The sequence below is a fragment of the Aquamicrobium terrae genome (assembly GCF_052978165.1).
The window spans coordinates 2,657,959-2,684,112 of sequence record NZ_JBRKLZ010000001.1; the positions used below are offsets into that span (position 1 = coordinate 2,657,959).

Below are 26,154 nucleotides of genomic sequence, written 5' to 3' on the forward strand. Positions count from 1 at the left end.
TGACTTTTCCGCGGTGCCGGGCAGCACCATTCTCCAAACCGCAAGGCCTGAGGCGGTTAACCTTCGGGCGCCACATGAACCTCCCCAAGCGGGCGGCAGAGCGAAGACAGAAGACGCCATGCGCAAACCGAGCATCATCATCAGCAAGGCCGATCACGAACGGCTGACCACCCTGGCCAACGGCCTTCTGGAAAAGAAGCCGGAAATGGCCGACGCGCTGCTCAACGAGCTCGAGCGCGCCAAGGTGGCGCCCGCTTCCGGCGCGCTGCAGGGCACGGTCCAGATGGGCGCGACAGTCGATTACGAATCCGACGACGGCAACAAGCGCCGCGTCACGCTGGTCTATCCGGCCGACGCCGACATCGCGCAGGGCAAGATCTCCATCCTCACCCCGATCGGCACGGCGCTGCTCGGCCTCAAGGTCGGCCAGTCCATCGACTGGACCGCCAATGACGGGCGCACGCACCGCCTGACCATCATTTCCGTGGACGACGTCGTCGAAGCGTCCTGAGGCGGACGTGCCGGTGCGCGCTGCATGGCCTGAATCGAAAGCAATGATGGTGCGCGAGCACCTGCTTTGCGGCGCGCTGCACCGCTTCTTTCATCACGCGGGTTCCCTGATCGCAGGCTCCTGACCCCTGGTGCGGCAAGCCCGCATCAGGGGAATGATCCAGAAAACCAAGACGGACTGGCGTCGGAACGGGATCGACCGTTCCTGCGGGAGATTTGCCATGGTGACGGACCCTCATTTCCAACTGACGACCCGGGATCACGCGATCCTGCAGGCCATGCTGGAGCAGCACAGCGGGCCTTACGATGCCTGGGTGACGCTTCTCGAACGCAAGGTGCGCGAAAGCACCCTCTATTTCCGCGACGATATCCCTCCCGGCGTGGTCACGCTGGGCACGAAACTGACCTATCTGGTCGATGGCGTGGTCATCGGCCCGCATGTGGTGGTGCAGGATGCAGACGGGGATATTTCCGGCGCGCTTTCGCTTCGGAGCCTGCGCGGGCTGGCCCTGCTGGGGCTGGCCGAACGCGCCGCCCTGCGCATCGAGACCGGGGCGGGCGGCGCCGAAACCGTCCAGGTGCACGAGGTTCTGTCGCAGCCCGAGGCCGAAGCGCGCGCCGCTGCGCGGCCGGTGCAGAACGTGGTCAGCTTCCGGCCCCGGCGTGCCGGGCCGGCCATCGGTTTCGATCCCGATGACGATCCCGGCCCGAGCGCGGCCTGACTGAAAACTCTTTCGTCAGGAGCGGCATTCGGCTGCTGCCGCCTCGATATGTTCCATGCCGCCGACGCGGTCGGCGAAGCTTTCCCACACCTTGCGCGCCGGCGCTTCCCATGCCGCGCGGTCCGCGACTTCATGAAAGACCGCGCCGCCTTCCCCGGCCACCTGCACGGATGCGTCCTCGTCGGCGGCCATCAGCGCGTTGAAATGGCTGGCGCCCTCGATGGCCGCCTTTTGCAGGACATTGCGGGCTTCCTCGTCCAGCCCCGACCAGAAGGAGCCGGAGAAGATCACCGCGCCGGCGGCATGGATATGGCCGGTCAGCGTCACATGCGGCACCACTTCGTAGAGCCGGAAGCCGGCATAGGCCGATTTGGTGAGGTCCATGGCATCGACATGGCCCGTCGACAGCGCATTGTAGGTCTCGGTGATCGGCAGCGCGATCGGGTGCGCGCCGAAGCTTTCCCACAATTGCGCGTGCAGCGGGCTCTGGATGACGCGGATGCGCTTGCCCTTCACGTCGTCCGGCGCGAGCAGCGGCGCGCGCGCCAGCAGGTGACGGGCGCCGTAGTTGATGAAGGCGGGGGCGGCGATGCCTTCCTTCGCAAGCTTTTCGCCGAGTTCCTGCCCGCAGGCGCCCGCCAGCGAGGCGTTGAGATGGGTGGCGTCGCGGAACAGGAAGGGCAGGTCGAAAAGCTGCGTCCCGGGCACCCATGTGGACAGGTTGGAGAGCGTCGACAGGCTGGCCTGAATGGAGCCGAGGCGGATGCCTTCCGCCACCTCCTTCTCGCCGCCGAGCGCCGCGTTCGGCACGATGTTGAAGGCGAAGCGGCCGGGCAGCTCGCGCTCGACCCGGTCGCGGATATGGATCCAGACCAGCGTTTCGGGCTTGTCGTTGCCCAGCAGCGAGGCGGCGACGATGGGCGTGGCCGCGTGGGCCCGCTTCAAGGCGGGCATGGCGAGAGGCAGTGCGGCAAGTCCGGTAAGGAAGGTGCGGCGGTCGGTTCGCATGGGGCTGGTCCTTTCAGGAGTGGAGGAGAGCGGCCTGGGCGGCGATGCCCATGCCGATGCACAGCAGCGCCAGAAGCAGCGCGGCGAGGTAGGGCCGGGTGGCGGCGAACAGGCGCGCCGCCGGCACGCCCCCGGCGGCGCTGGTGACCTGCACCAGGATGCCGACCGGCGGCGTCAGCCCGCCGATCATCAGGTTGACGACCACCACCACGCCGAAGGCCACCGGATCGATGCCGACGGCGGCGGCGACCGGCAGCAGGATCGGTGAAAACAGCAATATGGCGGCACCGATGTCGAGCACGAGGCCGACGCCGAGCAGGATGAGATTGGCGGCGAGCATGACCATGAACGGGTTTTCACCGAGCGAGAGCGCAAGACTGGTCGCCCATGCGCCGATGCCGTCGATCGCCAGCAGGAAGGCGAGGGGCGTGGCCGCGCCGATCAGCATGGTAATGGCGGCGGTCTCGACCCCGGCCTGTTGCAGGGCGGCGAAGATGCCGCCGCGGCTGTCGCCGCCCCACAGCGCCAGCAGGAACGTGTAGGCAGCGGCCAGGGCAGCGGCTTCGGTGGGGCTGACGATGCCGAGGCGGATGCCGGCCACCACGATCAGCCCGAGCCCGAAGACGGGCACGGCCCGCAGCGCCAGCCGCCAGCGCGATGTGCCCGCCTCCGTTGCCGGTTGGCCTTCCATGTCTGCCTTGCAGTGGATGGCGATGGCCAGAGCTGCCGCGAGCACGAGGCCGGCGAACAGCCCGCCCGTCAGCAAGGGGCCGACCGGCAGATTGGTGGCGGCGGCGAGGATGAAGAAGGCGATGGAGGGCGGGATGATGTTGTCTAGGACGGCGGTGGAGGCGATGATCGCGCCGGCGCGTTCCGGCGTGTAGCCGGCTGCGGTGAGCGGCTTCATGAAGGTCTTGGAACTGAACGCCGCATTGGCGATGGACGAGCCCGATACACCCGAAAACAGGACGCTGGTGAGAAGCACCGTCTGCCCGAGCCCGGCGCGGCGCCTGCCGACCATGGCGGCGGCAAAGCGCACCAGATCGCCGGCCGCGCCCGAGATGGTCAGCAGCCCGCCGGCGAGCAGGAAGAAGGGGATGGCGAGCAAAAGATAGCGGCCGATACCGCTGAGCAGCGACAGGGCCAGTGCCGGCTCGACCAGCGGGCTGCCGAAGGCAAGCGCGATATAACCGGCCAGCACGAAGGCGTGCACCAGCGGCGCGCCCACCACGATGCCGATGGCGATCACGGCAAGCGCGGCGAGGCTGGGAGGCATGATCGTGGCCGACAGCCCGGCGGCGACCGGCGCCAGCAGAATGAGCGCAAGCCCCGCCCCGGCCGGCAGCAGCCCTGTGCGCCGGCGGGCGAGGAGAACCAGAACCCGCATTGCCAGCCCGGCCACACCCGCAGCGCCAAGGGCGGCCGGGCGCATCCATTCGCCTAGGCCGAGCAGGGCGGAATGCCCGCCCACCTGAAGCGCGGCCTTGATGCCTGCCAGCACCAGCACGACGCAGGCAGCAAGCGTGAACGCCTCCGCCGTCACCTCCCGCAACAATGACCACAAGCCTTGCCGCTCGCGTGCAAACAGCTCGATGCGCATCGCCAGCGCGCCGTCCGCGACCATCGGGAAACCGAGGCAGGCGAGGAGCAGGAGCAGCCACACCATGGCCTCCTCGATGCCGAGGAAGCCCGAGCCCAGCAAATAGCGTTGCAGGGTGGTTGCCGTCACCGCCGCCAGCATGAGGGCAAGCACCAGCCCGCAGGCGCGCCCCAGCGCACGCTGCAGGAAGGTTGCCCAATGGCCTGCCCGCTCCATCCTATCTCCACCAGCGGTGGAAGTGATGCACCGGCCCGCTGCCCTTGCCGATGGCGAGCGCGGCGCCGGCCAGCAAGGCTCCGTGCAGATAGTCCCTTGCCTGCGCCACGGCTTCGGCAAGCGGCAGGCCGCGCGCAAGGCCGGCGGCGATGGCCGCCGACAGCGTGCAGCCGGTGCCATGCGTGTTCGGCGTGTCGATGCGCGGGCGCGAAAGCCGGGTCAGCGAATTGCCGTCGAGCAGCAGGTCCGTGCTTTCCGGCCCCTTGCCGTGGCCGCCCTTGACCAGAACGGCCCCCGCACCGGCTTTGAGCAGCATCTCGGCCTGCGCGATCATCTGCGCCTCGTCCTCAGCGACCGGCATGCCGCTGAGCAGCGCTGCCTCGGGCAGGTTGGGCGTCACGATCGCGGCAAGCGGCAGCAATTCCCCGCGCAGCGCATCGATGGCGTCGGGCTGCAACAGGCGGTCGCCCGAGGTGGCGACCATCACCGGGTCGAGCACCGGCCGCACCTTATGGCGGCGCAGGCCGGCGGCGATCACGGCGATGGTGTCGATGCGCGAGACCATGCCGATCTTGGCGGCGCCGATCTCCATATCGTCAAAGAGGGCATCGATCTGGGCCGCGACCATGCCGGGACTGATGTCTTCCACACCACGCACCCCTTGCGTGTTCTGGGCGGTGATGGCGGTGATGACGCTGGTGCCGAACACGCCGAGCGCCGAGAAGGTCTTCAGGTCGGCCTGGATGCCGGCCCCGCCGCCGCTGTCCGAGCCGGCGATGGTGAGTGCGATTGCCGTCATGGCCGATCTCCGGCGTTATCCACGGCTGCACGCATTTCGCGGGCGGCGCCTGCGATGTCGGCGGCGCGGAAGATGGCGGAGATCACCGCCACGCCCGATGCGCCCGCCTGCACCACCTCGCCGGCACGCGCGGTGTCGATGCCGGCAATGGCGCCGACCGGCAGTTCGGGTTTCGCTGCGCGGATGCGCGCGCGCAACACGCGAAAACCTTCGAGCCCGACCGGCGGATCGGGGTTCTTCTTGGACAGCGTCTCGAAGACGCCGCCGATGCAGGCGTAGTCGATGGGGGCGGCGATGGCCGCGTCGGCGTCCGCCTCGTTCTTCACCGTCAGGCCGATGATCGCAGCGGGGCCGAGCAGGCGGCGCGCGGTTGCGGCATCCATGTCGTCGCGGCCGATGTGGACGCCGTCCGCCCCGGCGGCCAGCGCGACGTCCACGCGGTCGTTCACCACCAGCGGCACGCCGGTGCCGGCAAGGGCGGCGCGGATGGCCTCGGCCTCGGCGATCATCTGCCGCGTGGAGGCTTCCTTGTCGCGATACTGGATGATAGTCGCGCCATTGCGTGCCGCAATGCCGGCCATTTCGGCCAGATTGCCGAGCGGACGCAGCGCACCGTCGATGATGGCATTCAGCCTGTAGTCAACCCTGTTCATTGTCTGCCTTTGCGAACTGAAGAACGTACGTGCCCTCAAGACTGGCCAGCGCGTCGAGCAGGGCCGGCTCGAAGCTGCCCGGCCCGGTTGCCGTCTTGCCGGCCATTTCCGCCGCGATGCCGAAGACGAGCATGGCGGCGCTCGCCGCCAGGAACGGATCGGCTTCGACGGCGAGGAAGGCGGCGATGACGGCGCCGGACAGGCATCCGGTGCCTGTCACCAGCGCCGTCAGCGGATGGCCGTTTTCGACGCGCAGCACCGCACCATTCCACGCGATGCGGTCCGCCTTGCCGGTCCGCACCGCCACCACGTCGGCGGGCACGGCAAGCAGGTCGTATTCGGCCGCGTTGGCGCGCAGCACCGCCGGGCCGCGTGCCAGCAACTCCTGCGCGAAGGCCGCGCGGGGCGGCGAGTAGTCGCAATGGGCGGGATCGAGCGCCCACGGCCGGCCCTTCTCATCGGCGACATCCACCGCGATGCCGATGGCCTCGCGGCGCTGCGCGTCCAGCGTGCCGAGATTGACCAGCAGGGCATCCGCCTTGGCGACGAAATGGCCGACCTCCTCCGGCGAAGAGGTCATGGAGGGGATCGCGCCAAGGGCGGAAAGCCCGTCGGCCACGAATTTGGGAACCACGCCGTTCATCAGGCAATGGATGCGCGGCCGCCGCCGACGCACCTCGCCCAGCAGCTCGGCCGCACGTTCGGGGATAGCGCCGCTCATTGCAGTTCCACCGCGATGTCCTCGATGGCGGGGGCTTTCCTGATCAGCCCGCTTTCCTCGAGGAATGCGCCGAAGCGGGCGTAGCGTGCGCGGTCGAGCGCCGAGGGGCGCTTGGCGAAGCGCGGCAGCGTGTCGATCCAGGCCTGCCGGTTCAGCTCGTTGTCGAGGTCCGGATGGGCCTTCACGAACAGCTTCCAGCCCTCCTCTGGATGGTTGGTGAGGTGGATCGCGCCCTTTTCGACGGCTGCGAGGAAGCGCTTGAGGCGGTCGTCCTCGACCAGGTCCGGCCGGGTCACGAACACCAGCTCGTCATAGACCGGAATGCCGTGTTCCTCGGGGAAGAAGGCGCGGCCTTCATGGCCTTCGAGCTTCATCTGGGTCAGCTCGAAATTGCGGTAGCCGCCGATGGTGGCGTCCACCTGGCCGCTGATCAGCGACGGTGACAGGGCGAAATTGACGTTGACCAGCTCGATCTTGTCCTTGTCGGCGCCGGCGCTCCCCAGCATGCGGGAAATGATGGCGTCCTCGAAGCCGGAGACCGAGAAGCCGATCTTCTTGCCTTCGAGGTCCTTCAGCTCCTTGATCGGCCCGTCGGCCAGAACCGTCAGCGTGTTGAGCGGGGTCTCGACCAGCGTTCCGAAGCGCACCAGCGACACGCCCGCGTCATGGTCGAGATAGAGGTTCGGCTGGTAGTGGATGCCGATCTCCGCCTTGCCGGAAGCAACGGCGCGCGGCACGATCGAGGGGTCGGCCGGCGGCACCAGTTCCACATCCAGCCCGGCCTCCTCGAACAGGCCGAGTTCCTTCGCCACCACCAGCGGTGCGTGGTCGGGATTGACGAACCATTCCAGCATCACGGTGAGCTTGTCGGCGGCATGGGCCGCCCCGGCCGTGGCGACGGACAGCAGGAGCGCGAGCGCGCAGGGTCGAATCATGTTGGCTTCCTTTGCTTGGGAGTGGAGGAAAAATCGCCTTCGCGCGCCCAGGGCGTGAGAAGGGGGGCAAGGAGGTCGACGGCCCGCCGCAGCGCCAGCGCCAGCACGGCGATGACGGCCATGGCCGCGAACATGGTGTCGGTCTGCATGCGGGCGTTGGCCTGCACCATGACGAAGCCGAGCCCGGCCGAGGCGCCCACCCATTCGCCGATGACCGCGCCCAGTGGGGCAAGGGGTGCTGCGACCCGCAGGCCCGAAATCAGGGCGGGCAAGGCAAGCGGTACGCGCAGCAGGAACAGCGTCTGCCGGTGACTGGCCGGGGTGAGAGCGGCGGCATCGACGATTTCGTGCGGCGTGCGGCGCAGCCCGTCGGCAAAGGCGGACGCCACTGGAAAGAAGATGATGAGCGTGGTCATCACCACCTTGGAGGTCATCCCGAAGCCGAACCACAGCACCAGCAGCGGCGCGATGACGAAGACCGGGAAGGCTTGCAGCACCAGCACCATCGGCCAGACGGCGCGCCCGAGTCGCGGGAAGGTGGCGATGGCAAGCGCGGTGGCGATGCCGGCCGTCATGCCGGCCGCGAAACCGGCGGCGATCTCGGCCAGGGTCACCAGCGCGTTGTCGAGAAGATAAAGCGGCTGCCGCCGGAAAGCGGTCGCGACCTCGAGCGGCGTGGGCAATATGTAGCGCGGCGGGGCGAAGGCGATGACGATCGCCTGCCATGAAGCCACCAGCACAAGGGCGGTGCGCAGCGCTGCCGAGACAGCCGACATGGACGCCGGCCCCTAGAAGGGAAGCCGTGTCGGTGGGCGAGGCTCGTATTTCGAATGCATGGCGATCTCCCGACTTGTCATCATGGAGATCCAGGTGTGCGAAGAATTGGCAGGATTGCCCGAAGGCCCTCGTTCCGTTCCTACGCCGGCATAACCCGGATCAGGTTCAAGGGTCCGGCTCTTCGCCATCTCAGCGCCGTGCGGCGCCCCCCTCGGAATGGCGCCATCTATGTTGCAAGCCGGCTGTGCTGTCAAGCGAGGTCAATGGAACCGGAGCGGCTTTGTCATCGGCCTGTCTCAAAGCCGTCATCGCGCTGTAATGTGCCGGCCCTAGCAAGCGGGTCTCTTTCGACGTTCACGGAGAACACGACAATGCGCAGCCTGCTCGCCATCCTGACCGCAACGACCGTACTGGTGCCGGCCGTTGCCGGCGCGGCCACGGTCTACCCGCTCGACCGGGCGACGATCCTCAGCGCGTCGCCCTTCGACCTGAAGGTGGAGTTCGACGGCGTCGTCGCCGGCTCCGATGTCAGCGTCACCATCAACGGCAAGCCGGCTGCCGAAGTGTTCGGCAAGGAAGCCACTTTCATCGAGAAGGAAGACGGTGTCGAGGCTTCCGCCGTGCGCCTTGAAGGCGTGACGATTGCCGAGCCCGGCACCTACACGGTTGTCGCCAAGGCCGGCGACGAGGAAAAGACCGTGACCTGGGAGGTTTACGGCACCTCCGCCGAGCCCAGGGCGAAGAACGTCATCTTCCTGATCGCCGACGGTCTTTCGGTGGCGCATCGCACCGCCGCGCGCATCATGTCCAGGGGCATGACCGAGGGCAAGGCCAACGGCCGTCTCAACATGGACGACCTCGACCGCATGGCCTTCATCGGCACCTCGTCCACCGAGGCCGTCGCCACCGACAGCGCCAACACCATGTCGGCCTACATGACCGGCCACAAGAGCGCCGTGAACGCGCTGGGCGTCTATGCCGACCGCACCGCCGATCCGTTCGACGATCCGAAGGTCGAGACGCTGGTCGAGGCGCTGCGCCGCCAGACGTCCAAGTCGGTGGGCATCGTCACCACATCCGAGCTACAGGACGCGACGCCTGCCGCGCTCTTCGCCCACACCCGCCGCCGCGCCGAGAAGGCCGCCATCAACACCCAGATCTTCGATCTGAAGCCCGAGGTCATTCTCGGTGGTGGTTCGGCCTACTTCCTGCCGCAGTCGGTCGCCGGCTCGAAGCGCAAGGACGACATCGATCATATCGAGGGCTTCAAGGAAGCCGGCTATACGCTGGCCACCACCAGGGGCGCGCTTGAGGCTGCCGCCGGCTCCAACACCGGCAAGGTGCTCGGCCTCTTCCACACCGGCAACATGGACACCACGCTCGACCGCGAGTTCCTGAAGAAGGGCAGCGTCGAGAAATTCCCCGAGCAGCCCGGTCTGGTCGACATGACCAAAGCCGCCCTCGGCCAGCTCTCGAAGAACGCGGAAGGCTTCGTGCTGGTCGTCGAGGCCGCCAATGTCGACAAGATGTCCCATCCGCTCGACTGGGACCGTGCCGTGGTCGACACCATCGAGTTCGACAAGGCGATCGGCGCCGCCCGCGAATTCGCCGAGCAGAACCCCGATACGCTGATCGTCGTGACCGGCGACCACACCCACGGCGTTTCGATCATCGGCACGGTCGATGACGGGAAGCCCGGCGACGAGATGCGTGAGAAGGTCGGCACCTATGCCGATGCCGGCTTCCCAAACTACGAGGACAAGGACGGCGACGGCTATCCCGACAGCGTCGATGTCTCGCGCCGCCTGTTCCTGGCCGCCAACAACGGCCCCGACCATTACGAGACTTTCCGTCCGAAGCTCGACGGTCCGTTCGTGCCGGCCATCCAGGACGAGAACAAGAAGTACGTCGCCAACGAAGCTTACAAGGACGTTCCCGGCGCCGTGCTGGTGCAGGGCAACATCCCTCGCGACGGAGACACCGGCGTGCATTCGGTGGACGACGTGGTGCTTCAGGCGACCGGCCCCGGCTCGGAGAACTTCAAGGGCTATATGGAGCAGAGCGACGTCTATCGCGTCCTGGCCGAGGCGCTGGCGCTGGGCGCCAGGCAGACGCAGTAACGCATCGCACGGCCGGGCAGGTCCGGAATTCCGGGGCTGCCCGTTTGCGACGGAGGCCGACATGACCGCCACCAGACTGGACCGCCGGCGCGCGCTTGCCGCGATGGGCGGGGCCGCGCTTTCGCTGGCCGCATGGCCGGCCGGTGCCGCCACGGACACGATCTCCTTCGACGAGCTCTACGGCAAGGTCAGCGTGCTGGGGCTCAGTTTCTCGGACAAGGTGAAGGCGCTGGAAGGCAAGCCCGTCGCCATGCGCGGCTTCATGGCCCCGCCGCTGAAGGCCGAGGCCAATTTCTTCGTGCTCACCGAAATGCCGATGGCGCTCTGCCCCTTCTGCTCCTCGGATGCGGACTGGCCCGACGACATCATCGTCGTCTATCTCGACCAAAGCCAGACCTTCGAGCAGGCCAACGGCATCATCGAGGTTTCCGGCAAGCTGGAGGTCGGTTCCTGGACCGATCCCGAGACAGGCTTCGTCAGCCTGTTGCGCATTGTCGGCGCCGATTTCCGAAAGGTCTGAGCGTGCTGGCGCTTTCCGTCGAGGGTTTGCAGGTGCGCTATCCGGGGCTGCCGGTGCCGGCTCTGGACCTGCCGTCGCTCAGTCTTCCGGCCGGGGAGAAGGCGGCGCTCGTCGGTCCGTCCGGTTCGGGCAAGACCACCTTCATCAACATCGTGACGGGCATGGACCGCGCCGGCGCCGGACGTGTCGCCTGGAACGACCGCAACATCGCCGCGCTGCCCGAAGGCGGCCGCGACCGCTGGCGGGCCCGCAATGTTGGCCTCGTCATGCAGGATTTTCACCTGTTCGCCGGCCTTTCAGCCGAGGCGAACGTGCTGTTGCCGCAACGCCTGTCGCACCTGCGCCTTCCCTCCGGAACGCGGGCATGGGCGCGCGAACTGCTGGCACGGGTCGGCATAGAGCGTCCGGACCAGCGCGTCGGCACCATGTCGCGCGGCCAGATGCAGCGCGTCGCCGTCGCCCGCGCGCTGGTCGGCAGGCCCGGCCTGATCGTGGCCGACGAGCCCACCGCCAGCCTCGACGCGGAGGCCGGCGCGGCCGTGGCCGACCTGCTGGTGGAACTGGCCGGGGAAGCGGGCTCCACGCTGATCGTCGCCAGCCACGACGCCCGTCTGGTCGAGCGCATGGGTTGTACCCTGCGGCTGGAGAACGGGCGGCTGGCGGAATGAGGGCATAGATGTTCCATTTCATTCTTGCCGATTTGCGCCGCAACTGGATCGGCGCGCTGATCCTTGTCCTGCTGATCGCATTGGCGACCGCGCTCGGCGTGTCCGTCACCTTGCAGGAGCGGGCTTTGCGGCTGGGCAGCGCGCGTGCTGCCGCTGCATTCGACCTCGTGGTGGGCGCGGCCGGTTCGGAAACGCAGCTCATCCTGTCGTCTATTTTCCTCCAGCCGGCGCCGCTGCCACTCCTGCCGCCCGAGACGATGGGAGCGCTGCGGGCCGATGCGCGCGTGGACAATGCGGTTCCCGTCGGCTTCGGCGATTTCGTCGCCGGTTACCCGATCGTCGGCACGACCGCCGACGCGGTTCGCATGCTTGGCGGATTGGCCGAAGGCGAGGGTTTCAGCCATATGGGCGACGCCGTTGTCGGCGCGCAGGTGGCGCGTTCGATCGGCGACAGCTTCCATCCCTTCCACGGCACGGTGGGCGAGGCCGGCGAGGTGCATTCGCATGTGGAATACAGGGTTGTCGGCCGCATGGCGCCGACGGGAACGCCGTGGGACCGGGCGATCCTCGTGCCGATCCAGTCTGTCTGGGAAACCCATGCCGATCACGACCATAGCCATGGACCCGTTGAAAGCGCGGGATTGGCCGCTGTTGCCAGCGTCCCCCATGCCGACGACCACGATCACGGCTCAGGTTTCGCCGGCCAGGCGGTCGACGAGTCTGAACTGCTGCACGCCGACAATCCCGGCGTGCCCGCGATCCTCGTGAAGCCGAAGAGCATTGCCGACGCCTACAACCTGCGCCAGCAATACCGCACGGAAACGACGCTGGCCGTCTTCCCCGGCGAGGTGCTGACGCGGCTCTACGGCACGCTGGGCGATGCCCGCCGCGTGCTCGGCTTCGTGGCGACCGGCGCGCAGGCGCTGGTCGGTGCGGCGATCCTGATGGTGGTGGCCGTGCATGTGCTGCAACGCCGCCGCCAGATCGGCGCGCTGCGGGCCTTCGGCGCGTCGCGGCCCGTGGTCATGGGCATGGTGTGGATGGAGGTTTTTGTCCTCGTCGCCGCCGGCGTGATCTGCGGGTTCGCCATCGGTTACGCCATCGTCCGCGCCATATCAGGCCATCTCGCCAGCAGCAGCGGCGTCGCCATGCCGGTCGAGTTCCAGGCTGGCGACCTGTGGACGCTCGCCGGCCTGCTCGCCGCCTGCGCGGTGGCGACCTTTCTGCCGGCACTGATCGCCTATCGCCAGAGCCCGGCGCAGGCCCTGCGTGCCTAGCATACTTGCATCGCGCAAACTAAAATAACGATATAAAGATTTCTTTATGTCATATTGACATTGAGATGTGAAAGGTGGAGATTGCGTGCGTCGTGGTTCTTCGGGGCATCTCGTGTCTCGAAGCTAAGAGGGAAGCCGGTGCCTTTTGAAAAGGCAAATCCGGCGCTGCCCCCGCAACTGTAGGCGGAGAGCCTTGCGTCCATCCATGTCACTGGGGTGAAAGTCCCGGGAAGACGGACGCAGGCGGTGACCCGCGAGCCAGGAGACCTGCCATGACGAACAACGTCCACGGGCGGGGTGTCCCGACGGCCGCGATGCGCCTGCCTGTGCAGGCGATGACGGCTATTCCGATCACCACGCCCCAACCATCGGGGTTTATGGAATGGCTATCTCGACAGTTCCCGTCGCAACGCTTGGCGTGCCGCGCATCGGCCGCCGCCGCGAACTGAAATTCGCGCTTGAAAACTACTGGTCCGGCAAGGATACGGCCGAATCCCTGCATGAAACGGCGAAGCGCCTGCGCGCCGAGAACTGGCGCCTTCAGCGCGACAAGGGCGTGACGCGCATCCCCTCCAACGATTTCTCCCTCTACGATCATGTGCTGGACACGGCCGTCATGGTCGGCGCGATCCCGCAGCGCTATGGCTGGGCCGGCGGCGAGGTGCCGCTCGCTACCTATTTCGCCATGGCGCGCGGCAGCCAGGAAGAAGCGGGCTGCGGCCATCCGGGCCATGTCCACAGCACGTCGGCTTTGGAAATGACCAAGTGGTTCGACACCAATTACCACTACATGGTGCCGGAACTCGCGCCCGATCAGCAGTTCGTGCTGACCACCACCAAGCCGGTCGATCATTTCCTGGAAGCCAGGGAACTCGGCATCCACACCCGCCCGGTCATCCTCGGGCCCGTCACCTTCCTCAAGCTGGCGAAATCCGGCGGCGAGGAATTCGATCCGCTGTCGCTGCTGCCGGGGCTCCTGCCGGTCTATGCAGAGCTGCTGAACCGTCTGCTGGAAGCCGGTGCGGACTGGGTGCAGATCGACGAGCCTTGCCTTGTGCTCGACCTCGACGCCCGCGAGCAGGCAGCGCTGGAAGCGGCCTATCGTCATTTCGCGGAAGAGGTGCCGGCGCTCGGCATCATGCTCGCCACCTATTTCGGCGCGCTCGGCGACAATCTGGATCTCGCCCTGTCGCTGCCGGTCTCCGGCCTGCATGTCGATCTGGTGCGTGCGCCCCATCAGCTCGAGCAGATTGCCCGGCTGGCGCCCAGGCACATGGTGCTGTCGCTCGGCCTGATCGACGGCCGCAATGTCTGGCGGGCCGACCTCACCGCCGTCCTCGACTGGCTGAAGCCGCTGGTCGGCGGCTGGCCGCTCGACCGCATCGAGATCGCGCCCTCCTGCTCGCTTCTGCATGTGCCGGTCGATCTGGACCTCGAAACCGCGCTCGATGCGGAGCTGAAATCATGGCTGGCCTTCGCCACCCAGAAGATCGGCGAACTGACGGTGCTCGGCCGTGCGCTGTCGCAGGGCAGGGGTGAGGTCGCTGATGAATTGCAGGCTTGCGCCGATGCTGTCGCGTCGCGTCGCAAATCGCTGCGCGTCCACGATCCGCTGGTCGAGGGCAGGCTGGCCGCCGTCGATGACGCGATGGCGCGCCGCAAGAGCCCCTTCGCCGAACGCCGCCGCAAGCAGGGCGAGAAGCTCGACCTGCCGAGCTTCCCCACCACCACCATCGGCTCCTTCCCGCAGACGGCCGAGGTGCGCAAGGCGCGCTCCGCCCATGCCCGGGGAGAGCTCAGCTATGCCGATTATGAAGCCTTCCTGCGCGGGCAGACCGAGGCCGCCATTCGCTGGCAGGAGGATATCGGCCTCGACGTGCTGGTGCATGGCGAGTTCGAGCGCAACGACATGGTGCAGTATTTCGGCGAGCAGCTTTCGGGCTTCGCCTTCACGCAAGCCGGCTGGGTGCAGAGTTACGGCTCGCGCTATGTGCGCCCGCCGATCATCTACGGCGACGTCTCGCGGCCCAATCCGATGACCGTGCGCTGGTGGCAATATGCGCAGTCGCTGACCGACAGGCCGGTCAAGGGCATGCTCACCGGGCCGGTGACGATCCTCAACTGGTCCTTCGTGCGCGACGACATCCCGCGCGCGCAAACCTGCCGCCAGATCGCGCTCGCCATCCGCGACGAGGTGGTCGATCTGGAAAGGGCGGGCGCGGTCATGATCCAGATCGACGAGGCGGCCCTGCGCGAGGGCCTGCCGCTGCGCAAGGCGGAGTGGAAGGCCTATCTCGACTGGGCGGTCGGCAGCTTCCGGCTGGCGTCGTCGGGCGTGGAGGATTCGACCCAGATCCACACCCATATGTGCTACTCGGAGTTCAACGACATCATCGACGCCATCGCCGCGATGGATGCCGACGTCATCTCCATCGAGACCTCGCGCTCGCGCATGGAACTGCTCGATGCGTTCCGGAACTACAAATATCCGAACGAGATCGGGCCGGGCGTCTACGACATCCATTCGCCGCGCGTGCCACACGCCGGCGAGATGACCGACCTCATCAAGCTGGCGCGCAAGCGGCTGGCCGACAGCCAGATCTGGATCAATCCCGATTGCGGCCTCAAGACCCGCAAATGGGAAGAGGTCAGGCCGGCTCTGGTCAACATGGTGGCGGCCGCGCGCGAGTTGCGGTCGCTGGCCGGCTGACGAAAATGCCTGCCGCCGGATTACCGGCGGCAGGCAACCTGTCGATCAAAGGCTGGCGGCAGGCTTCGGCCAGCTTCCCTTGCCTGCCACGGCGACCAGCAGCGCACGCAGGCAGCGCACGTCCGGATGCAGCGTCGGGCGGCTGTCGATCAGCTCGATCTGGCGGCGTGCCTCGTCCTCGAGGCAGGCATCCGGCGGCACCGACATCAGCCAGTCGACGAACACCTCCTCCGGCGGCGGCAGCGGCGAGATTTTCGCCGCCGCCTGCCGGTCGAGCGGTCTTGGGAGGGCGACGGCCGCATCGTCTTTTTTCATGATCAGGCTTCTATCTCGAGGTCGCACAGGGGTTTGGAGCAGCAGGCCAGGATGAAGCCGTCGGCGATCTCGTCGTCGAGAATGCCGCCATTGTGGTTCATCTCGACCTCGCCGGAGAGTTTCTTCACCTTGCAGGTGCCGCACAGGCCGAACTCGCAGGCGGCTGAAATCCGCACGCCGCTGGCGCGCGCCGCCTGAAGGACGGTCTGGCCGGGAAGGCATTCGCCGTCCACCTCGGAGAGGCTGAACCGCACCGCGACGGTCGCCTCGGCAGGGGTCGCGTCCGCATCGGATGGCAGTTCGGAAAAGGGCGCCGGCACCGGCTCGACCGGCGGTGCGCCGAAGCTTTCCTGATGATAGAAGGCCATGTCGAAGCCGGTGCCTTGCAGCATCTCGCGCACGGCGCGCATGAACGGCTCGGGGCCACAGCAGAACACTTCGCGCTCGCGGAAATCCGGCGACAGCAGCGGCAGGCGCACGGCATCGATGCGGCCCATATGGCCGAACCAGCTTTCGCGCGCCGAGCGCTCCTCGATCAGGAACGACAGCGACAGGCCGGGCATGCGCGTGCCCAGCAATTCCAGTTCCTTGCGGAAGATGATCTCTTCCGGCCGCCTTGCGCAGTTGACGAAGACGACATCGGTGCCCGGCGAACAGTCGTTCAGCCAGCGCAGCATCGACATCATCGGGGTGATGCCGGAGCCGGCCGAGATGAACAGATATTTGGCGGCCGGATGGTTGTGATGGGTGAAGTCGCCGCCCGGCCCGAACGCCTTCAAGCGCGCCCCGATGCCCAGATTGTCGAACATCCAGCGCGTGCCGACGCTGCCCGGCTGCACCTTCACCGTCACCGCGATGGAGAAGGGGCGCGACGGCGACGACGACAGCGTGTAGGTGCGCATGACGGGTACGTCGTCCAGCGGCAGTTCGAGCGTGATGAACTGGCCCGGCTTGTAGCGGAACCATGTCTGCGCATCGGAGCGGAAGGTGAAGGTCTTCACCTCGGGCGCCTCGTCCGTGATGCCGATCACCTCCAGCACCTGGAGGCGGTCGTTCCATGGCGCCATCTCGTCGAGATGGCGGTAGAGGCCGGGATCGGTCATGGCGTTCACCGGCTCTTCCCTCAGGCGACGTTCTTGAAGCGGGGCTTCTCGCCCTCGGCCAGCCGCGGCTCCATGAAGTGCGCGTACCACTCCACGAACTGGATCACGCCGCCCTCGTGCAGCTCCGAATAGGGGCCGGGCTCATAGGCGGGCGAGCGGATGCCGAAGGCGTTCTCCTCGACGATGCGGCGGTCCTGGTCGTTGGTCTCCGTCCACACATGGATGAGTTCCTGAAGGTCGTAGTCGACGCCCTCGACCGCATCCTTGTTGACCAGCCATTTGGTGGTGACGGCCGTTTCCTCCGCGCTCAGCGGAATGACCCGGAAGGTCACCGCATGGTCGATCAGCACATGGTTCCATGTCGCCGGGTAGTGGTAGAGCATCAGCGTGCCGATGCGGTCGGCATGGACCCGGTCGGAGAGGTTGCGACTCACCGAGGGCTTGCCGGTCATGGTGTAGCTCACCGCATCGCGCAGCAGCGGCGCGCGGGTGGCGCGGAACTGGCCGGCTTCGTCGATGCGGAAGCGCGCCGGCAGGCCCGCCGCCTCGCATTTTTGCCAATGCGCCACCATTTCGGGGTCGCTTTCGGCGCCGTTGATGCCGGTGACGCTGGGTGCTTCCGGAAAGGTCTTGCACAGTTCCGGATGGTTGCCGGCGCAATGGTAGCACTCGCGATTGTTCTCCCACACCAGCTTCCAGTTGCCCTTCTCGATGATGGTCGATTCATAGGCGACCTTCGCCTCGGCAAGCTTGTGCGGCGCGAAATAGGGCTCCATCAGGGTGCGGAACGGCTGGAAATCGGCCGGTTCGTCGGCGAGGCAGATGAAGACGTAGCCGGCCACGCTCTCGCAGGCGACGGGCTTGAGCGAATGGGCGGACGGGTCGAAATCCTCGGCCATCTGGCGGGCGAACAGCAGCTTGCCGTCGAGGTCGTAGGTCCACTGGTGGTAAGGACAGACGAGCCGCGCCGAGGTTCCCTTGCTGGCCGTGCACACGCGGCTGCCGCGATGGCGGCAGGAGTTGTGGAACGCCCTGATCCTGCCCTCGCGATCGCGCACCACCACCACAGGATAGGTGCCCACCTGCACGGTGAAGAAGCTGCCGGGCTTCGCCACCTCGCAATCATGGCCGACGAACAGCCAGTCGCGATACCAGATCAGCTCCATGTCGAGCTTGAAGAAATCGGGATCGGTGTAGAAGGGCTGCTCCAGCGACCAGCCTTGCCGGCGGGCGCGCATCAGCCTGAGCATTTCATTACGGGCGTCCATGTCCTGTCCTCGCCAAAGGACTGAACTTGGTGGTGATTTGGGGAAGGAACGGCACCCGCTCGCGCCCGGAAACCGGATCGCATGCCATTCGCTCCTTGACCGCCCACCGCGATCAGTCGAGACCTATGCGCCCAAGGCTGGTTTCCGGGCTCCGGAGCCGTCCCTTTCGGGACCGCCTCGACACCTTCCCGGGGAAGTCTCCCCAGTGGCTCACCGTCGAGGTTTGGGCTCCGCTACCGTTGCGGGGGCAGCGCCGGATTTCCTTTTCTCAAGGGCACCGGCTTCCCAATTCTCCCTTCCGCGCGAAGCGGTCAGGCACCTTAAGCAAGCTGATCTAAACACCATTCGCGCCGGCAAGGGGCATGAGAAAACGACATCGCCTCGGCGCAAAGACGACAGGCGATGTCCTTCATCCTAGGCCCCGCCCGCCGTCAGTCCCAGGCCAGTGCGCCGCCGTTCTGGTATTCGATGACGCGGGTCTCGAAGAAGTTCTTCTCCTTCTTCAGGTCCATCGCCTCGCTCATCCACGGGAACGGGTTTTCGGCCTCGGCGAACACCGGGGCGAGGCCGAGCTGGGCGCAGCGCCGGTTGGCGATGAAGTGCATATATTGTTCGCAAAGCCCCGCGTTGAGGCCGAGGAAGCCGCGCGGCATCGTATCGCGGCCGTAGGCGGCTTCCAGCTCGGCGGCGTCGAGGATCATGCCGCGCACCTCGTCCTGGAACGCCCTGGTCCACAGATGCGGGTTCTCCAGCTTGATCTGGTTGATGACGTCGATGCCGAAATTCAGATGGATCGATTCGTCGCGCAATATGTACTGGTACTGCTCGGCGATGCCGACCATCTTGTTGCGGCGGCCGAGCGACAGGATCTGCGCGAAGCCGGTGTAGAACCACATGCCCTCGAAGATGACGTAGAAGGCCACGAGGTCGCGCAGGAACGACTGGTCGGCTTGCGGAGTGCCGGTCTTGAAATCGGGGTCGTCGAGGTTCTGCGTGTGCTTCAGCGCCCAGGCCGCCTTTTCGGTGATCGACGGCACCTCGCGGTACATGTTGAACAGCTCGCCCTCGTCCAGCGACAGGCTTTCCACGATATACTGGAAGGTGTGGGTGTGGATCGCCTCCTCGAAGGCTTGGCGCAGCAGGTACTGGCGGCATTCGGGGTTGGTCAGGTGGCGGTAGATGGCCAGCACGATGTTGTTCGCCACCAGCGATTCGGACGCGGCGAAGAAACCGAGATTGCGCTTGATCATGCGCCGCTCGTCGTCGGTCAGCCCGTCGGCGGACTTCCACAGCGCGATGTCGGCCTGCATGGAAACCTCGGTCGGCATCCAGTGGTTGTTGCAGCCCGACAGGTACTTTTCCCAGGCCCAGCGATATTTCAGCGGCAAGAGCTGGTTCACGTCGGCGCGGGCGTTGATCATGCGCTTTTCATCGACGGTGACGCGCGCGGCCCCCCGCTCGATCTCGCCGAGGCCGGTGGCATCGCCCGCGGGCGCAGCCGAGCCGGGAAGCGGGATTGCAGGGTTGGTTTTGGGTTCGGACCAGTCGAGCATCGGTAATGTCCTTGTGAATTGAAAGAGAATTGAGCTTCATCCCGGAAGCCGCAGCGCAGCGGAGGCTGTCCGGGATCCATTCCGGAACGGTTGCGGAATGGATTCCGGCTCGCGGTCGCTGCGCTCCCTTGACCGGGACGACGCGGGATGCGTTGCCTTACTGGCAGGCCTCGCACTCGGGATCGTCGATGGCGCAGGCCTTGCCCCATCCGGCATTGGGATCGACCACGATGGGCACCGCGGATTCCGCTGCCGCAACCACTGCGGGCGACACGGCGTTCAGCTTGCCGTCGGTGCCCTTGAGCGTCGACTTCTCGACATGGGTGGCCGAGCGCGAGCGCAGGTAATAGGTCGTCTTCAACCCCTTGCGCCATGCCAGCCGGTAAAGCTCGTCGAGCTTCTTGCCGCTCGGATTGGCGATGTAGAGGTTGAGCGACTGCGCCTGGTCGATCCACTTCTGGCGGCGCGACGCGGCCTCGATCAGCCAAGAGGAATCGATCTCGAAGGCGGTGGCATAGAGCGCCTTGAGGTCGTCGGGGATGCGGTCGACCTGGCCCACCGAACCGTCGAAATATTTCAGGTCCGAGACCATCACCTCGTCCCACAGGCCGCGGGACTTCAGGTCGTGGACCAGCGCCGCGTTCACCACGGTGAAGTCGCCCGACATGTTCGATTTGACGAACAGGTTCTGATAGGCCGGCTCGATCGACTGCGCCACGCCGCAGATGTTGGAGATGGTCGCCGTCGGCGCGATCGCCATGGTGTTGGAATTGCGCATGCCGGTCTTCTTCACCCGCTTGCGCAGGCTGTCCCAGTCGAGCGTGGAACCGGAATCCATCTCCACGCCGGGGCGTGCTTCCTCCAGCAGGCGGATGGAGTCGATCGGCAGGATGCCCTTCGACCACAGCGAGCCCTCGAAGCTCGGATAGCGCCCGCGCTCGGCGGCGAGATCCACCGAAGCCGAGATGGCATGGTAGCTGATCGCTTCCATCGACCGGTCGGCGAACGCAACGGCGTCGTCGGAGGCGTAGGGAATGCGCAGCGCCTGCAACGCATCCTGGAAGCCCATCAGGCCGAGGCCGACCGGGCGGTGGCGCAGGTTCGAGGCACGCGCTTCCGGGATGGTGTAGAAGTTGATGTCGATGACGTTGTCGAGCATGCGCATCGCCGTGCCCACCGTCCTCGCCAGCCGGTCGAGGTCGAGGCCCTTTTCCGATACGTGATTGGCAAGGTTGACGGAGCCGAGATTGCACACGGCCACCTCGTCCTTCGACGTGTTGAGGGTGATCTCGGTGCACAGATTGGACGAATGCACCACACCGGCATGGCCCTGCGGCGAGCGGATGTTGCAGGGGTCCTTGAAGGTGATCCACGGATGGCCGGTCTCGAACAGCATGGTCAGCATCTTGCGCCACAGGTCGAGCGCCCGCACCTTGCGGAACACCCGGATGCCGCCGGCCGCCGCCTTTTCCTCATAGGCTTGGTAGGCGGTGCGGAACGCGGTGCCGTAGAGGTCATGCAGGTCCGCCACCTCGTCAGGCGAGAACAGCGTCCATTCGCCGTCGGCGGCGACGCGCTCCATGAACAGGTCCGGCACCCAGTTGGCGGTGTTCATGTCGTGGGTGCGGCGGCGGTCGTCGCCGGTGTTCTTGCGCAGGTCGAGGAATTCCTCGATGTCGACGTGCCATGTTTCCAGATAGGCGCAGACCGCGCCCTTGCGCTTGCCACCCTGGTTGACGGCGATCGCCGTGTCGTTGGCCACCTTCAGGAACGGCACCACACCCTGGCTCTCGCCGTTAGTGCCCTTGATATGGGCACCGAGGCCACGCACCGGCGTCCAGTCATTGCCGAGGCCGCCGGAATATTTGGCCAGCAGCGCATTGTCCTTGACGCCCTTGAAGATGGCGTCGAGGTCGTCGCCGATGGTGGTGAGGAAGCAGGACGAAAGCTGCGGCCTCAGCGTGCCCGAATTGAACAGGGTCGGCGTCGAGCACATGAAGTCGAAGGACGACAAAAGGTTGTAGAACTCGATGGCGCGCGCCTCGCGGTCGATCTCGCGCACGGCAAGCCCCATGGCGACGCGCATGAAGAAGGCCTGCGGCAGCTCGAAGCGCTTGCCCTTGGTGTGCAGGAAATAGCGGTCGTAGAGGGTTTGCAGGCCCAGATACTGGAAATTCAGGTCGCGATCGGCCTTGAGCGCCGCGCCGATGCGCTTGAGGTCGAAGCGGCCGAGTTCGGGATCGATAAGCTCGGCCTCGATGCCGGTCCTGATGAACTCGGGGAAATAGCTGGCATAGCGCCCGGCCATGTCGGCCTGCGTCGCCTGCTCGGGGCGGCCGGTGACGAAGCTCAGCGCCTCGCGGCGCAGCCGGTCGAGCAACAGGCGGGCGGAAACGAAGCTGTAGTTCGGTTCGGTCTCGACCAGCGTGCGCGCGGCAAGGATCGGCGCCAGCGACAGTTCGTCCTCGGTAATGCCGTCATAGAGGTTGCGCAGCGCTTCGGTCAGGACCGGCTGCGGCGACACGGCCTCCAGCCCCTCGCAGGCTTCCTCGACGATGCGGCGGAAGCGAGCTTCGTCCAGCGGCGCCTTTTCGCCGGTGGCGAGGGTGACGTGGAGCGAAGGTGCCGCCGTCTCGGCAACGGCAGCCTTGGCGGCAGCGCGCTCGCGCGCCCGTTCCTCACGATACAGCACATAGGCGCGGGCGACCTTGTGGTGCTCCGAGCGCATCAGCGCGAGCTCGACCTGATCCTGCACGTCCTCGATGTGGAAGGTGCGGCCCTCGCCGATGCGGCGCATGAGGTTCGACACGACCTGCTCGGTCAGGTCCTTGACCACGTCATGCACGCGGCGCGAGCCGGCCGCCACCGAACCCTCCACGGCCAGAAACGCCTTGGTCAGCGCGACGGTGATCTTGGTCGGATCGAACGGCGTGACCGACCCGTTGCGGCGGATGATGCGATAGCCCGGCTCGGCCGGGGTGAAAGCATCGGTTTCGATGGAAGGGGGGGCCTTGTCGGCCCCGTTCGTCTGGAGTGCAGTGGTCGCCGGCATCTTGTCCCCGTGGCGCTGTGGACGGGGAAGCTTGGGGCAACGCATGCCGGAAGACGCGGTTCAGGCCGCGCTGGCAGGCGCACCTCCGGGACACCCCGCCCGAGTTTCGTGCAACGTCACGGCAGGTCTCCTGGCTCACGGATCGTCGTCGCTGTCAGGCCTTCCCGGCGCCTTGGCGCCAGTGACACGAAAGAGACAGCGACTCACCGTTTACAGTTGCGGGGGCAGCGCCGGAATTCCCCGAAAGGGCACCGGCTTCCCTCTTAGCCTTTCCGAACCGCGAGGATTCTGAAAGGAACCATGACAACTACATTTAGTATCAGGGTGCATTTTCATGTCAATCACTGGTGCGGAAATTATGCGGGCAAAGCAAATTTATCCACGCTATCCAAAGGCTGCCTGTGCATGAACACTGCGCCCGAATGCGCGTGCCGGCATCGGGCGCAGTATGTCTCTACGTGCCTAGACCGCTTCCAGATAGGTCTCGAACTCGAAATTGTTGACCCTGAGCGCGAAGGTTTCAAGTTCCTGCTTCTTGCAGGCGACGAGCGAGCCGCGCAGCGCGTCCGGGAATATCTCGGCGACGAGGCTGCCGCTCTCGAAGCTGGCGATGGCCGAGGCCCAGTCCGGCGGCAGCTTGGGCAGGTTGCGTTCGTAGACGTCGGTCGTCGCCGGCTCGCCGGGGTTCAGGTTCTTCTCGATGCCGATGAGCGCCGCACCCAGAATGGCGGCCAGCACCAGATAGGGGTTGGCGTCGGCCCCGGCGACGCGATGCTCGATGCGGCGCGCTGAAGAGGGGCCGCCCGGAATCCGGATCGCCACCATGCGGTTCTCGTAGCCCCAGGCGACGGCGGTCGGCGCATGGGAATTCGGCCGCAGGCGGCGGAACGAGTTGAAGTGGGGTGCGAACACCAGCGTGCTTTCGGCCATCGCGGCCAGCAGGCCGCCCACGGCATGGCGCAATGTATCGGAGCCTCGTGCGGTGCCGTCGTCGAAGACGTTGTTGCCGTCCTTGTCGATCAGGCTGAAATGGACATGCAGCCCGCTGCCCGAGCGCTTGCCGTAGGGCTTGGCCATGAAGGAGGCGATGAAGCCGTGCTTGCGGGCGATGCCCTTCACCGTGCGCTTGAACAGGATGGCGTCGTCGGCTGCGCGCAGCGCATCGTCGACATGGTTGAGGTTGATCTCGAACTGGCCGACGCCGTTTTCGGCGATGGCCGAATCCACGGGAATGTCCTGCGCCCGGCAGGCGGCGTAGACTTCGTGCATGAAGCCTTCGAAATCGTCGATCTCGTCGATGGAAAGTGCCGCGTCGGAATCGAGCCGCCGGCCGGTGATCGGCGAGACGGGGCCGCGCGGGCGCGCGGGCTTGGGATCGACGAGGTAGAATTCCAGCTCGGTGGCGACCACCGGCGTCAGGTCCAGCGCCTTGTAGCGGTCGAGGATGCGGGCGAGCACCTGGCGCGGATCGCCGAGGAAGGGCGCGCCGCTCTCGTCGGTAAGCCAGAGCGGGATGAGGGCGGTGGGGTGAGCGGTCCATTCCATCGGCAGGATGCCGCGCCCGGTCCATTGGCAGATGCCGTCGGCATCGCCGGTGGAGAACACCAGCTTGTTGCCGACGATGTCTTCCCCCCAGACATCGACGCCGCACACCGAAAACGGCATGCGCAACTTGCCTTCCAGTGCCTTCTCCGCCTGATCGACGGGAATGCGCTTGCCCCGCATGATGCCGTTCAGGTCGCAGACCGCGGCCCTCAGGCTCTGGATGTCCGGCCGGCTCTCGAGCCAGTCCAGCACCTCCCTGATCGCTTCACTCAATTGATACCTCCGGGTTGGTTGAACATAGGGGCGGGGACGCGGCGGGCTCGCAGGGAGACGCACGCGCCGGGGCCGTGCAAAGGCGCGGCCGGGGTCACGATGCCAGGGGAGTAAGAAGTGCCAGGGGAGTAGAAGGAGCGGCGCTGCCTGTGCGCGCTGTTTCCGGCCAGAGGTCCGCTGGACCCGAATGTCCTGTTCCCAGGAATTTTTCTTACCCTCGTTGAAGCCTGCGAGAGGCTTTCCGAGAGCAAGCAAAAAATTGTGCAATCCCCCAGCGCCACCCTGCGGTTCGCATGGATCGAACCGACTTCGCGGATCACAATATCCGGCGGCCGTCGACTTGCCAAGCCGGGGCCAGCCGGGCCGCCGGCGTCAGCTCTTCTTGCGGGCCCGGTTGGCGAAGGGATTGTCCGAGGTGCGCAGCGCGATCCGGATCGGCACGCCGGGCATGTCGAAGGCCTCGCGCAGATTGTTGACCAGATAGCGCACATAGGATTGCGGCATGGCTTCCGGCCGCGAGCAGGAGACGACGAAGCCCGGCGGGCGCGTCTTGGCCTGGGTGATGTATTTGACCTTCAGCCGGCGTCCGGCCACGGCCGGCGGCGGATGATGGGCGAGGATGCCTTCCAGCCAGCGGTTCAGCCGGCCGGTGGAAACACGGCTGTTCCACACTTTGTGGGTGCGCACCACCGCATCCATCAGCTTGTCGAGCCCCCGCCCGGTCTCGGCCGAGACCGGCACCGCCTGGATGCCGCGCACCTGCGGCAAAAGCCGCTCGGTCTTCTCGCGCAGTTCGGCCAGCACTTGTTGCGGGTTGTCGATCAGGTCCCATTTGTTGAAGGCGATGACCGGCGCGCGTCCCTCGCGGATGATGAGGTCGGCGATCTGCAGATCCTGCTTCTCGAAGGGGATGGTGGCGTCGAGCACGATGACCACGATCTCGGCGAAGCGGATGGCGCGCAGGCCGTCGGCCACGGAGAGCTTCTCCAGCTTCTCCTGCACCTTGGACTTGCGGCGCATGCCGGCCGTGTCGAACAGCTTCATCTGCCGTCCGCGCCAGTCCCAGTCGACGGAGATCGAATCGCGGGTGATGCCGGCTTCCGGTCCGGTCAGCAGCCGCTCCTCGCCGATCAGCGCGTTGATGAGGGTGGACTTGCCGGCATTGGGGCGGCCGACCACAGCGATGCGCAGCGGCTTGGTCTCGTCATAGGCCGGCGCCTCGGCTTCCGGATCGGCGATGTCCTCGCCGATCAGCACTTCGCTGGCTGCAAGCGTTTCGTCGTCGTCCTCGTCGTCCTTGCCGAGCGTGCGCTCCTCGCCCAGGGCCTCGACCACGGCGTCGCGAAGATCGGGCATGCCGACGCCATGCTCGGCCGAGACCGGCACCGGCTCCCCGAGCCCCAGTTCCCACGCTTCCAGCAAGCCGCCCTGCGCGCCGCGCGCTTCGGCCTTGTTGGCAACCAGCACCACCGGCTTGCCGGAGCGGCGCACGATGTCGGCGAAGGTGCGGTCGTCGGGCATCAGCCCGGCCTTGGCGTCGACCACGAAGAAGATGACGTCGGCCTCGTCGATGGCGATCTCGGTCTGGGCGCGCATGCGTCCGGGCAGAGTGGCGGCCGGCGCATCCTCGAAGCCGGCAGTGTCGATCACCTCGAAGGCGAGGTCGTAGAGCTTGGCGGCATGGACGCGGCGGTCGCGGGTCACCCCCGGCGTGTCGTCGACCAACGCCAGCTTGCGCCCGACGAGGCGGTTGAAGAGCGTGGATTTGCCGACGTTAGGCCGGCCGATGATGGCGGCTTTGAAGCTCAT

The 26,154-nt window shown here is 66.4% G+C and carries 21 protein-coding genes and 4 riboswitches; of the genes, 7 read left to right on the forward strand and 14 right to left on the reverse strand.

The window, feature by feature from the left end; translation table 11 throughout:
* The first annotated feature begins 118 nt into the window (after positions 1-118).
* Both rnk and ACVCNR_RS13050 read left to right on the forward strand, forming a co-directional pair.
* Complete coding sequence (gene rnk, locus ACVCNR_RS13045; RefSeq protein ID WP_447075094.1) at positions 119-511, forward strand: nucleoside diphosphate kinase regulator; 393 nt, start codon at positions 119-121, stop codon at positions 509-511.
* A 220-nt stretch (positions 512-731) separates the two neighbouring features.
* Positions 732-1,232: a transcription elongation factor GreAB gene (locus tag ACVCNR_RS13050; protein WP_447075095.1), complete on the forward strand. Its 501-nt coding sequence runs from the start codon at positions 732-734 to the stop codon at positions 1,230-1,232.
* Positions 1,233-1,247: 15 nt separating this feature from the next.
* On the opposite strand, the gene ACVCNR_RS13055 is transcribed toward ACVCNR_RS13050, so the two are convergent.
* From ACVCNR_RS13055 to ACVCNR_RS13085, 7 genes are read right to left on the reverse strand one after another with little or no spacing between them, the layout of a single operon-like run.
* Positions 1,248-2,240 (reverse strand): TRAP transporter substrate-binding protein, encoded by a 993-nt coding sequence (locus ACVCNR_RS13055; RefSeq protein ID WP_447075096.1) that lies wholly within the window; start codon positions 2,238-2,240, stop codon positions 1,248-1,250.
* 13 nt (positions 2,241-2,253) lie between these two features.
* Positions 2,254-4,056: a TRAP transporter large permease subunit gene (locus ACVCNR_RS13060; protein WP_447075097.1), complete on the reverse strand. Its 1,803-nt coding sequence runs from the start codon at positions 4,054-4,056 to the stop codon at positions 2,254-2,256.
* A gap of 1 nt (position 4,057) precedes the next feature.
* Entirely contained in the window at positions 4,058-4,855 is a 798-nt protein-coding gene (gene thiD / locus ACVCNR_RS13065; RefSeq protein WP_354195115.1) for a bifunctional hydroxymethylpyrimidine kinase/phosphomethylpyrimidine kinase, read from the reverse strand.
* Complete coding sequence (gene thiE, locus ACVCNR_RS13070; RefSeq protein ID WP_447075098.1) at positions 4,852-5,508, reverse strand: thiamine phosphate synthase; 657 nt, start codon at positions 5,506-5,508, stop codon at positions 4,852-4,854. Before thiE ends, thiD begins: the two co-directional genes overlap by 4 nt.
* Complete coding sequence (locus tag ACVCNR_RS13075) at positions 5,495-6,229, reverse strand: hydroxyethylthiazole kinase (RefSeq protein ID WP_447075099.1); 735 nt, start codon at positions 6,227-6,229, stop codon at positions 5,495-5,497. The genes thiE and ACVCNR_RS13075 overlap by 14 nt, the downstream gene beginning before the upstream one ends.
* Complete coding sequence (locus tag ACVCNR_RS13080; RefSeq protein WP_447075100.1) at positions 6,226-7,164, reverse strand: ABC transporter substrate-binding protein; 939 nt, start codon at positions 7,162-7,164, stop codon at positions 6,226-6,228. The genes ACVCNR_RS13075 and ACVCNR_RS13080 overlap by 4 nt, the downstream gene beginning before the upstream one ends.
* Positions 7,161-7,940, reverse strand: coding sequence for an ABC transporter permease (locus tag ACVCNR_RS13085; RefSeq protein ID WP_447075101.1), 780 nt, complete (start codon positions 7,938-7,940; stop codon positions 7,161-7,163). Before ACVCNR_RS13085 ends, ACVCNR_RS13080 begins: the two co-directional genes overlap by 4 nt.
* A 120-nt stretch (positions 7,941-8,060) precedes the next feature.
* A riboswitch (TPP riboswitch) is annotated at positions 8,061-8,163 on the reverse strand.
* 149 nt (positions 8,164-8,312) lie between these two features.
* On the opposite strand from ACVCNR_RS13085, the gene ACVCNR_RS13090 reads away from it, so the two are divergent.
* The 5 genes from ACVCNR_RS13090 (at position 8,313) to metE (ending at position 15,236) form a co-directional block, all read left to right on the forward strand.
* On the forward strand, positions 8,313-10,061 hold the full coding sequence (locus ACVCNR_RS13090) for an alkaline phosphatase (protein ID WP_447075102.1): 1,749 nt from the start codon (positions 8,313-8,315) through the stop codon (positions 10,059-10,061).
* Between the two features lie 61 nt (positions 10,062-10,122).
* A complete protein-coding gene (locus tag ACVCNR_RS13095; protein ID WP_354195125.1) occupies positions 10,123-10,581 on the forward strand; it encodes a hypothetical protein in 459 nt (152 codons plus the stop codon).
* 2 nt (positions 10,582-10,583) lie between these two features.
* The gene (locus ACVCNR_RS13100; protein WP_354195127.1) at positions 10,584-11,249 is read left to right on the forward strand and encodes an ABC transporter ATP-binding protein; all 666 of its coding nucleotides are present in this window, start codon (positions 10,584-10,586) and stop codon (positions 11,247-11,249) included.
* 8 nt (positions 11,250-11,257) lie between these two features.
* Positions 11,258-12,526: an ABC transporter permease gene (locus ACVCNR_RS13105; protein WP_447075103.1), complete on the forward strand. Its 1,269-nt coding sequence runs from the start codon at positions 11,258-11,260 to the stop codon at positions 12,524-12,526.
* Positions 12,527-12,602: 76 nt separating this feature from the next.
* Positions 12,603-12,815, forward strand: a riboswitch (cobalamin riboswitch).
* 93 nt (positions 12,816-12,908) lie between these two features.
* Positions 12,909-15,236, forward strand: coding sequence for a 5-methyltetrahydropteroyltriglutamate--homocysteine S-methyltransferase (gene metE / locus ACVCNR_RS13110; protein WP_447075104.1), 2,328 nt, complete (start codon positions 12,909-12,911; stop codon positions 15,234-15,236).
* A 45-nt stretch (positions 15,237-15,281) separates the two neighbouring features.
* Here metE and ACVCNR_RS13115 read toward each other — a convergent pair whose 3' ends face one another.
* The 7 genes from ACVCNR_RS13115 to der form a co-directional block, all read right to left on the reverse strand.
* A complete protein-coding gene (locus ACVCNR_RS13115; protein WP_354195133.1) occupies positions 15,282-15,551 on the reverse strand; it encodes a hypothetical protein in 270 nt (89 codons plus the stop codon).
* A gap of 2 nt (positions 15,552-15,553) precedes the next feature.
* Entirely contained in the window at positions 15,554-16,654 is a 1,101-nt protein-coding gene (locus tag ACVCNR_RS13120) for an FAD-binding oxidoreductase (RefSeq protein ID WP_447075698.1), read from the reverse strand.
* Between the two features lie 20 nt (positions 16,655-16,674).
* Entirely contained in the window at positions 16,675-17,922 is a 1,248-nt protein-coding gene (locus tag ACVCNR_RS13125) for an aromatic ring-hydroxylating oxygenase subunit alpha (protein ID WP_447075105.1), read from the reverse strand.
* Between the two features lie 118 nt (positions 17,923-18,040).
* A riboswitch (cobalamin riboswitch) is annotated at positions 18,041-18,260 on the reverse strand.
* 93 nt (positions 18,261-18,353) lie between these two features.
* Positions 18,354-19,475 carry a ribonucleotide-diphosphate reductase subunit beta gene (locus ACVCNR_RS13130; protein ID WP_354195137.1) on the reverse strand — a complete coding sequence of 374 codons (1,122 nt, stop codon included), beginning with the start codon at positions 19,473-19,475 and terminating at the stop codon, positions 18,354-18,356.
* A gap of 157 nt (positions 19,476-19,632) precedes the next feature.
* Positions 19,633-22,527 carry a ribonucleoside-diphosphate reductase subunit alpha gene (locus tag ACVCNR_RS13135; protein WP_447075106.1) on the reverse strand — a complete coding sequence of 965 codons (2,895 nt, stop codon included), beginning with the start codon at positions 22,525-22,527 and terminating at the stop codon, positions 19,633-19,635.
* 103 nt (positions 22,528-22,630) lie between these two features.
* Positions 22,631-22,845: riboswitch (cobalamin riboswitch) on the reverse strand.
* Positions 22,846-22,989: 144 nt separating this feature from the next.
* Positions 22,990-24,345: a glutamine synthetase family protein gene (locus tag ACVCNR_RS13140; protein ID WP_447075107.1), complete on the reverse strand. Its 1,356-nt coding sequence runs from the start codon at positions 24,343-24,345 to the stop codon at positions 22,990-22,992.
* Positions 24,346-24,717: 372 nt separating this feature from the next.
* Positions 24,718-26,154 carry a ribosome biogenesis GTPase Der gene (gene der, locus ACVCNR_RS13145; RefSeq protein WP_447075108.1) on the reverse strand — a complete coding sequence of 479 codons (1,437 nt, stop codon included), beginning with the start codon at positions 26,152-26,154 and terminating at the stop codon, positions 24,718-24,720.

Excerpts from the sequence above, each read along its gene's own strand:
- rnk (WP_447075094.1), top strand. The coding sequence starts at position 119 with ATGCGCAAACCGAGCATCATCATCAGCAAGGCCGATCACGAACGGCTG.
- ACVCNR_RS13050 (WP_447075095.1), top strand. The coding sequence starts at position 732 with ATGGTGACGGACCCTCATTTCCAACTGACGACCCGGGATCACGCGATC.
- ACVCNR_RS13055 (WP_447075096.1), bottom strand. The coding sequence starts at position 2,240 with ATGCGAACCGACCGCCGCACCTTCCTTACCGGACTTGCCGCACTGCCT.
- ACVCNR_RS13060 (WP_447075097.1), bottom strand. The coding sequence starts at position 4,056 with ATGGAGCGGGCAGGCCATTGGGCAACCTTCCTGCAGCGTGCGCTGGGG.
- thiD (WP_354195115.1), bottom strand. The coding sequence starts at position 4,855 with ATGACGGCAATCGCACTCACCATCGCCGGCTCGGACAGCGGCGGCGGG.
- thiE (WP_447075098.1), bottom strand. The coding sequence starts at position 5,508 with ATGAACAGGGTTGACTACAGGCTGAATGCCATCATCGACGGTGCGCTG.
- ACVCNR_RS13075 (WP_447075099.1), bottom strand. The coding sequence starts at position 6,229 with ATGAGCGGCGCTATCCCCGAACGTGCGGCCGAGCTGCTGGGCGAGGTG.
- ACVCNR_RS13080 (WP_447075100.1), bottom strand. The coding sequence starts at position 7,164 with ATGATTCGACCCTGCGCGCTCGCGCTCCTGCTGTCCGTCGCCACGGCC.
- ACVCNR_RS13085 (WP_447075101.1), bottom strand. The coding sequence starts at position 7,940 with ATGTCGGCTGTCTCGGCAGCGCTGCGCACCGCCCTTGTGCTGGTGGCT.
- ACVCNR_RS13090 (WP_447075102.1), top strand. The coding sequence starts at position 8,313 with ATGCGCAGCCTGCTCGCCATCCTGACCGCAACGACCGTACTGGTGCCG.
- ACVCNR_RS13095 (WP_354195125.1), top strand. The coding sequence starts at position 10,123 with ATGACCGCCACCAGACTGGACCGCCGGCGCGCGCTTGCCGCGATGGGC.
- ACVCNR_RS13105 (WP_447075103.1), top strand. The coding sequence starts at position 11,258 with ATGTTCCATTTCATTCTTGCCGATTTGCGCCGCAACTGGATCGGCGCG.
- metE (WP_447075104.1), top strand. The coding sequence starts at position 12,909 with ATGGCTATCTCGACAGTTCCCGTCGCAACGCTTGGCGTGCCGCGCATC.
- ACVCNR_RS13115 (WP_354195133.1), bottom strand. The coding sequence starts at position 15,551 with ATGAAAAAAGACGATGCGGCCGTCGCCCTCCCAAGACCGCTCGACCGG.
- ACVCNR_RS13120 (WP_447075698.1), bottom strand. The coding sequence starts at position 16,654 with ATGACCGATCCCGGCCTCTACCGCCATCTCGACGAGATGGCGCCATGG.
- ACVCNR_RS13125 (WP_447075105.1), bottom strand. The coding sequence starts at position 17,922 with ATGGACGCCCGTAATGAAATGCTCAGGCTGATGCGCGCCCGCCGGCAA.
- ACVCNR_RS13130 (WP_354195137.1), bottom strand. The coding sequence starts at position 19,475 with ATGCTCGACTGGTCCGAACCCAAAACCAACCCTGCAATCCCGCTTCCC.
- ACVCNR_RS13135 (WP_447075106.1), bottom strand. The coding sequence starts at position 22,527 with ATGCCGGCGACCACTGCACTCCAGACGAACGGGGCCGACAAGGCCCCC.
- der (WP_447075108.1), bottom strand. The coding sequence starts at position 26,154 with ATGAGCTTCAAAGCCGCCATCATCGGCCGGCCTAACGTCGGCAAATCC.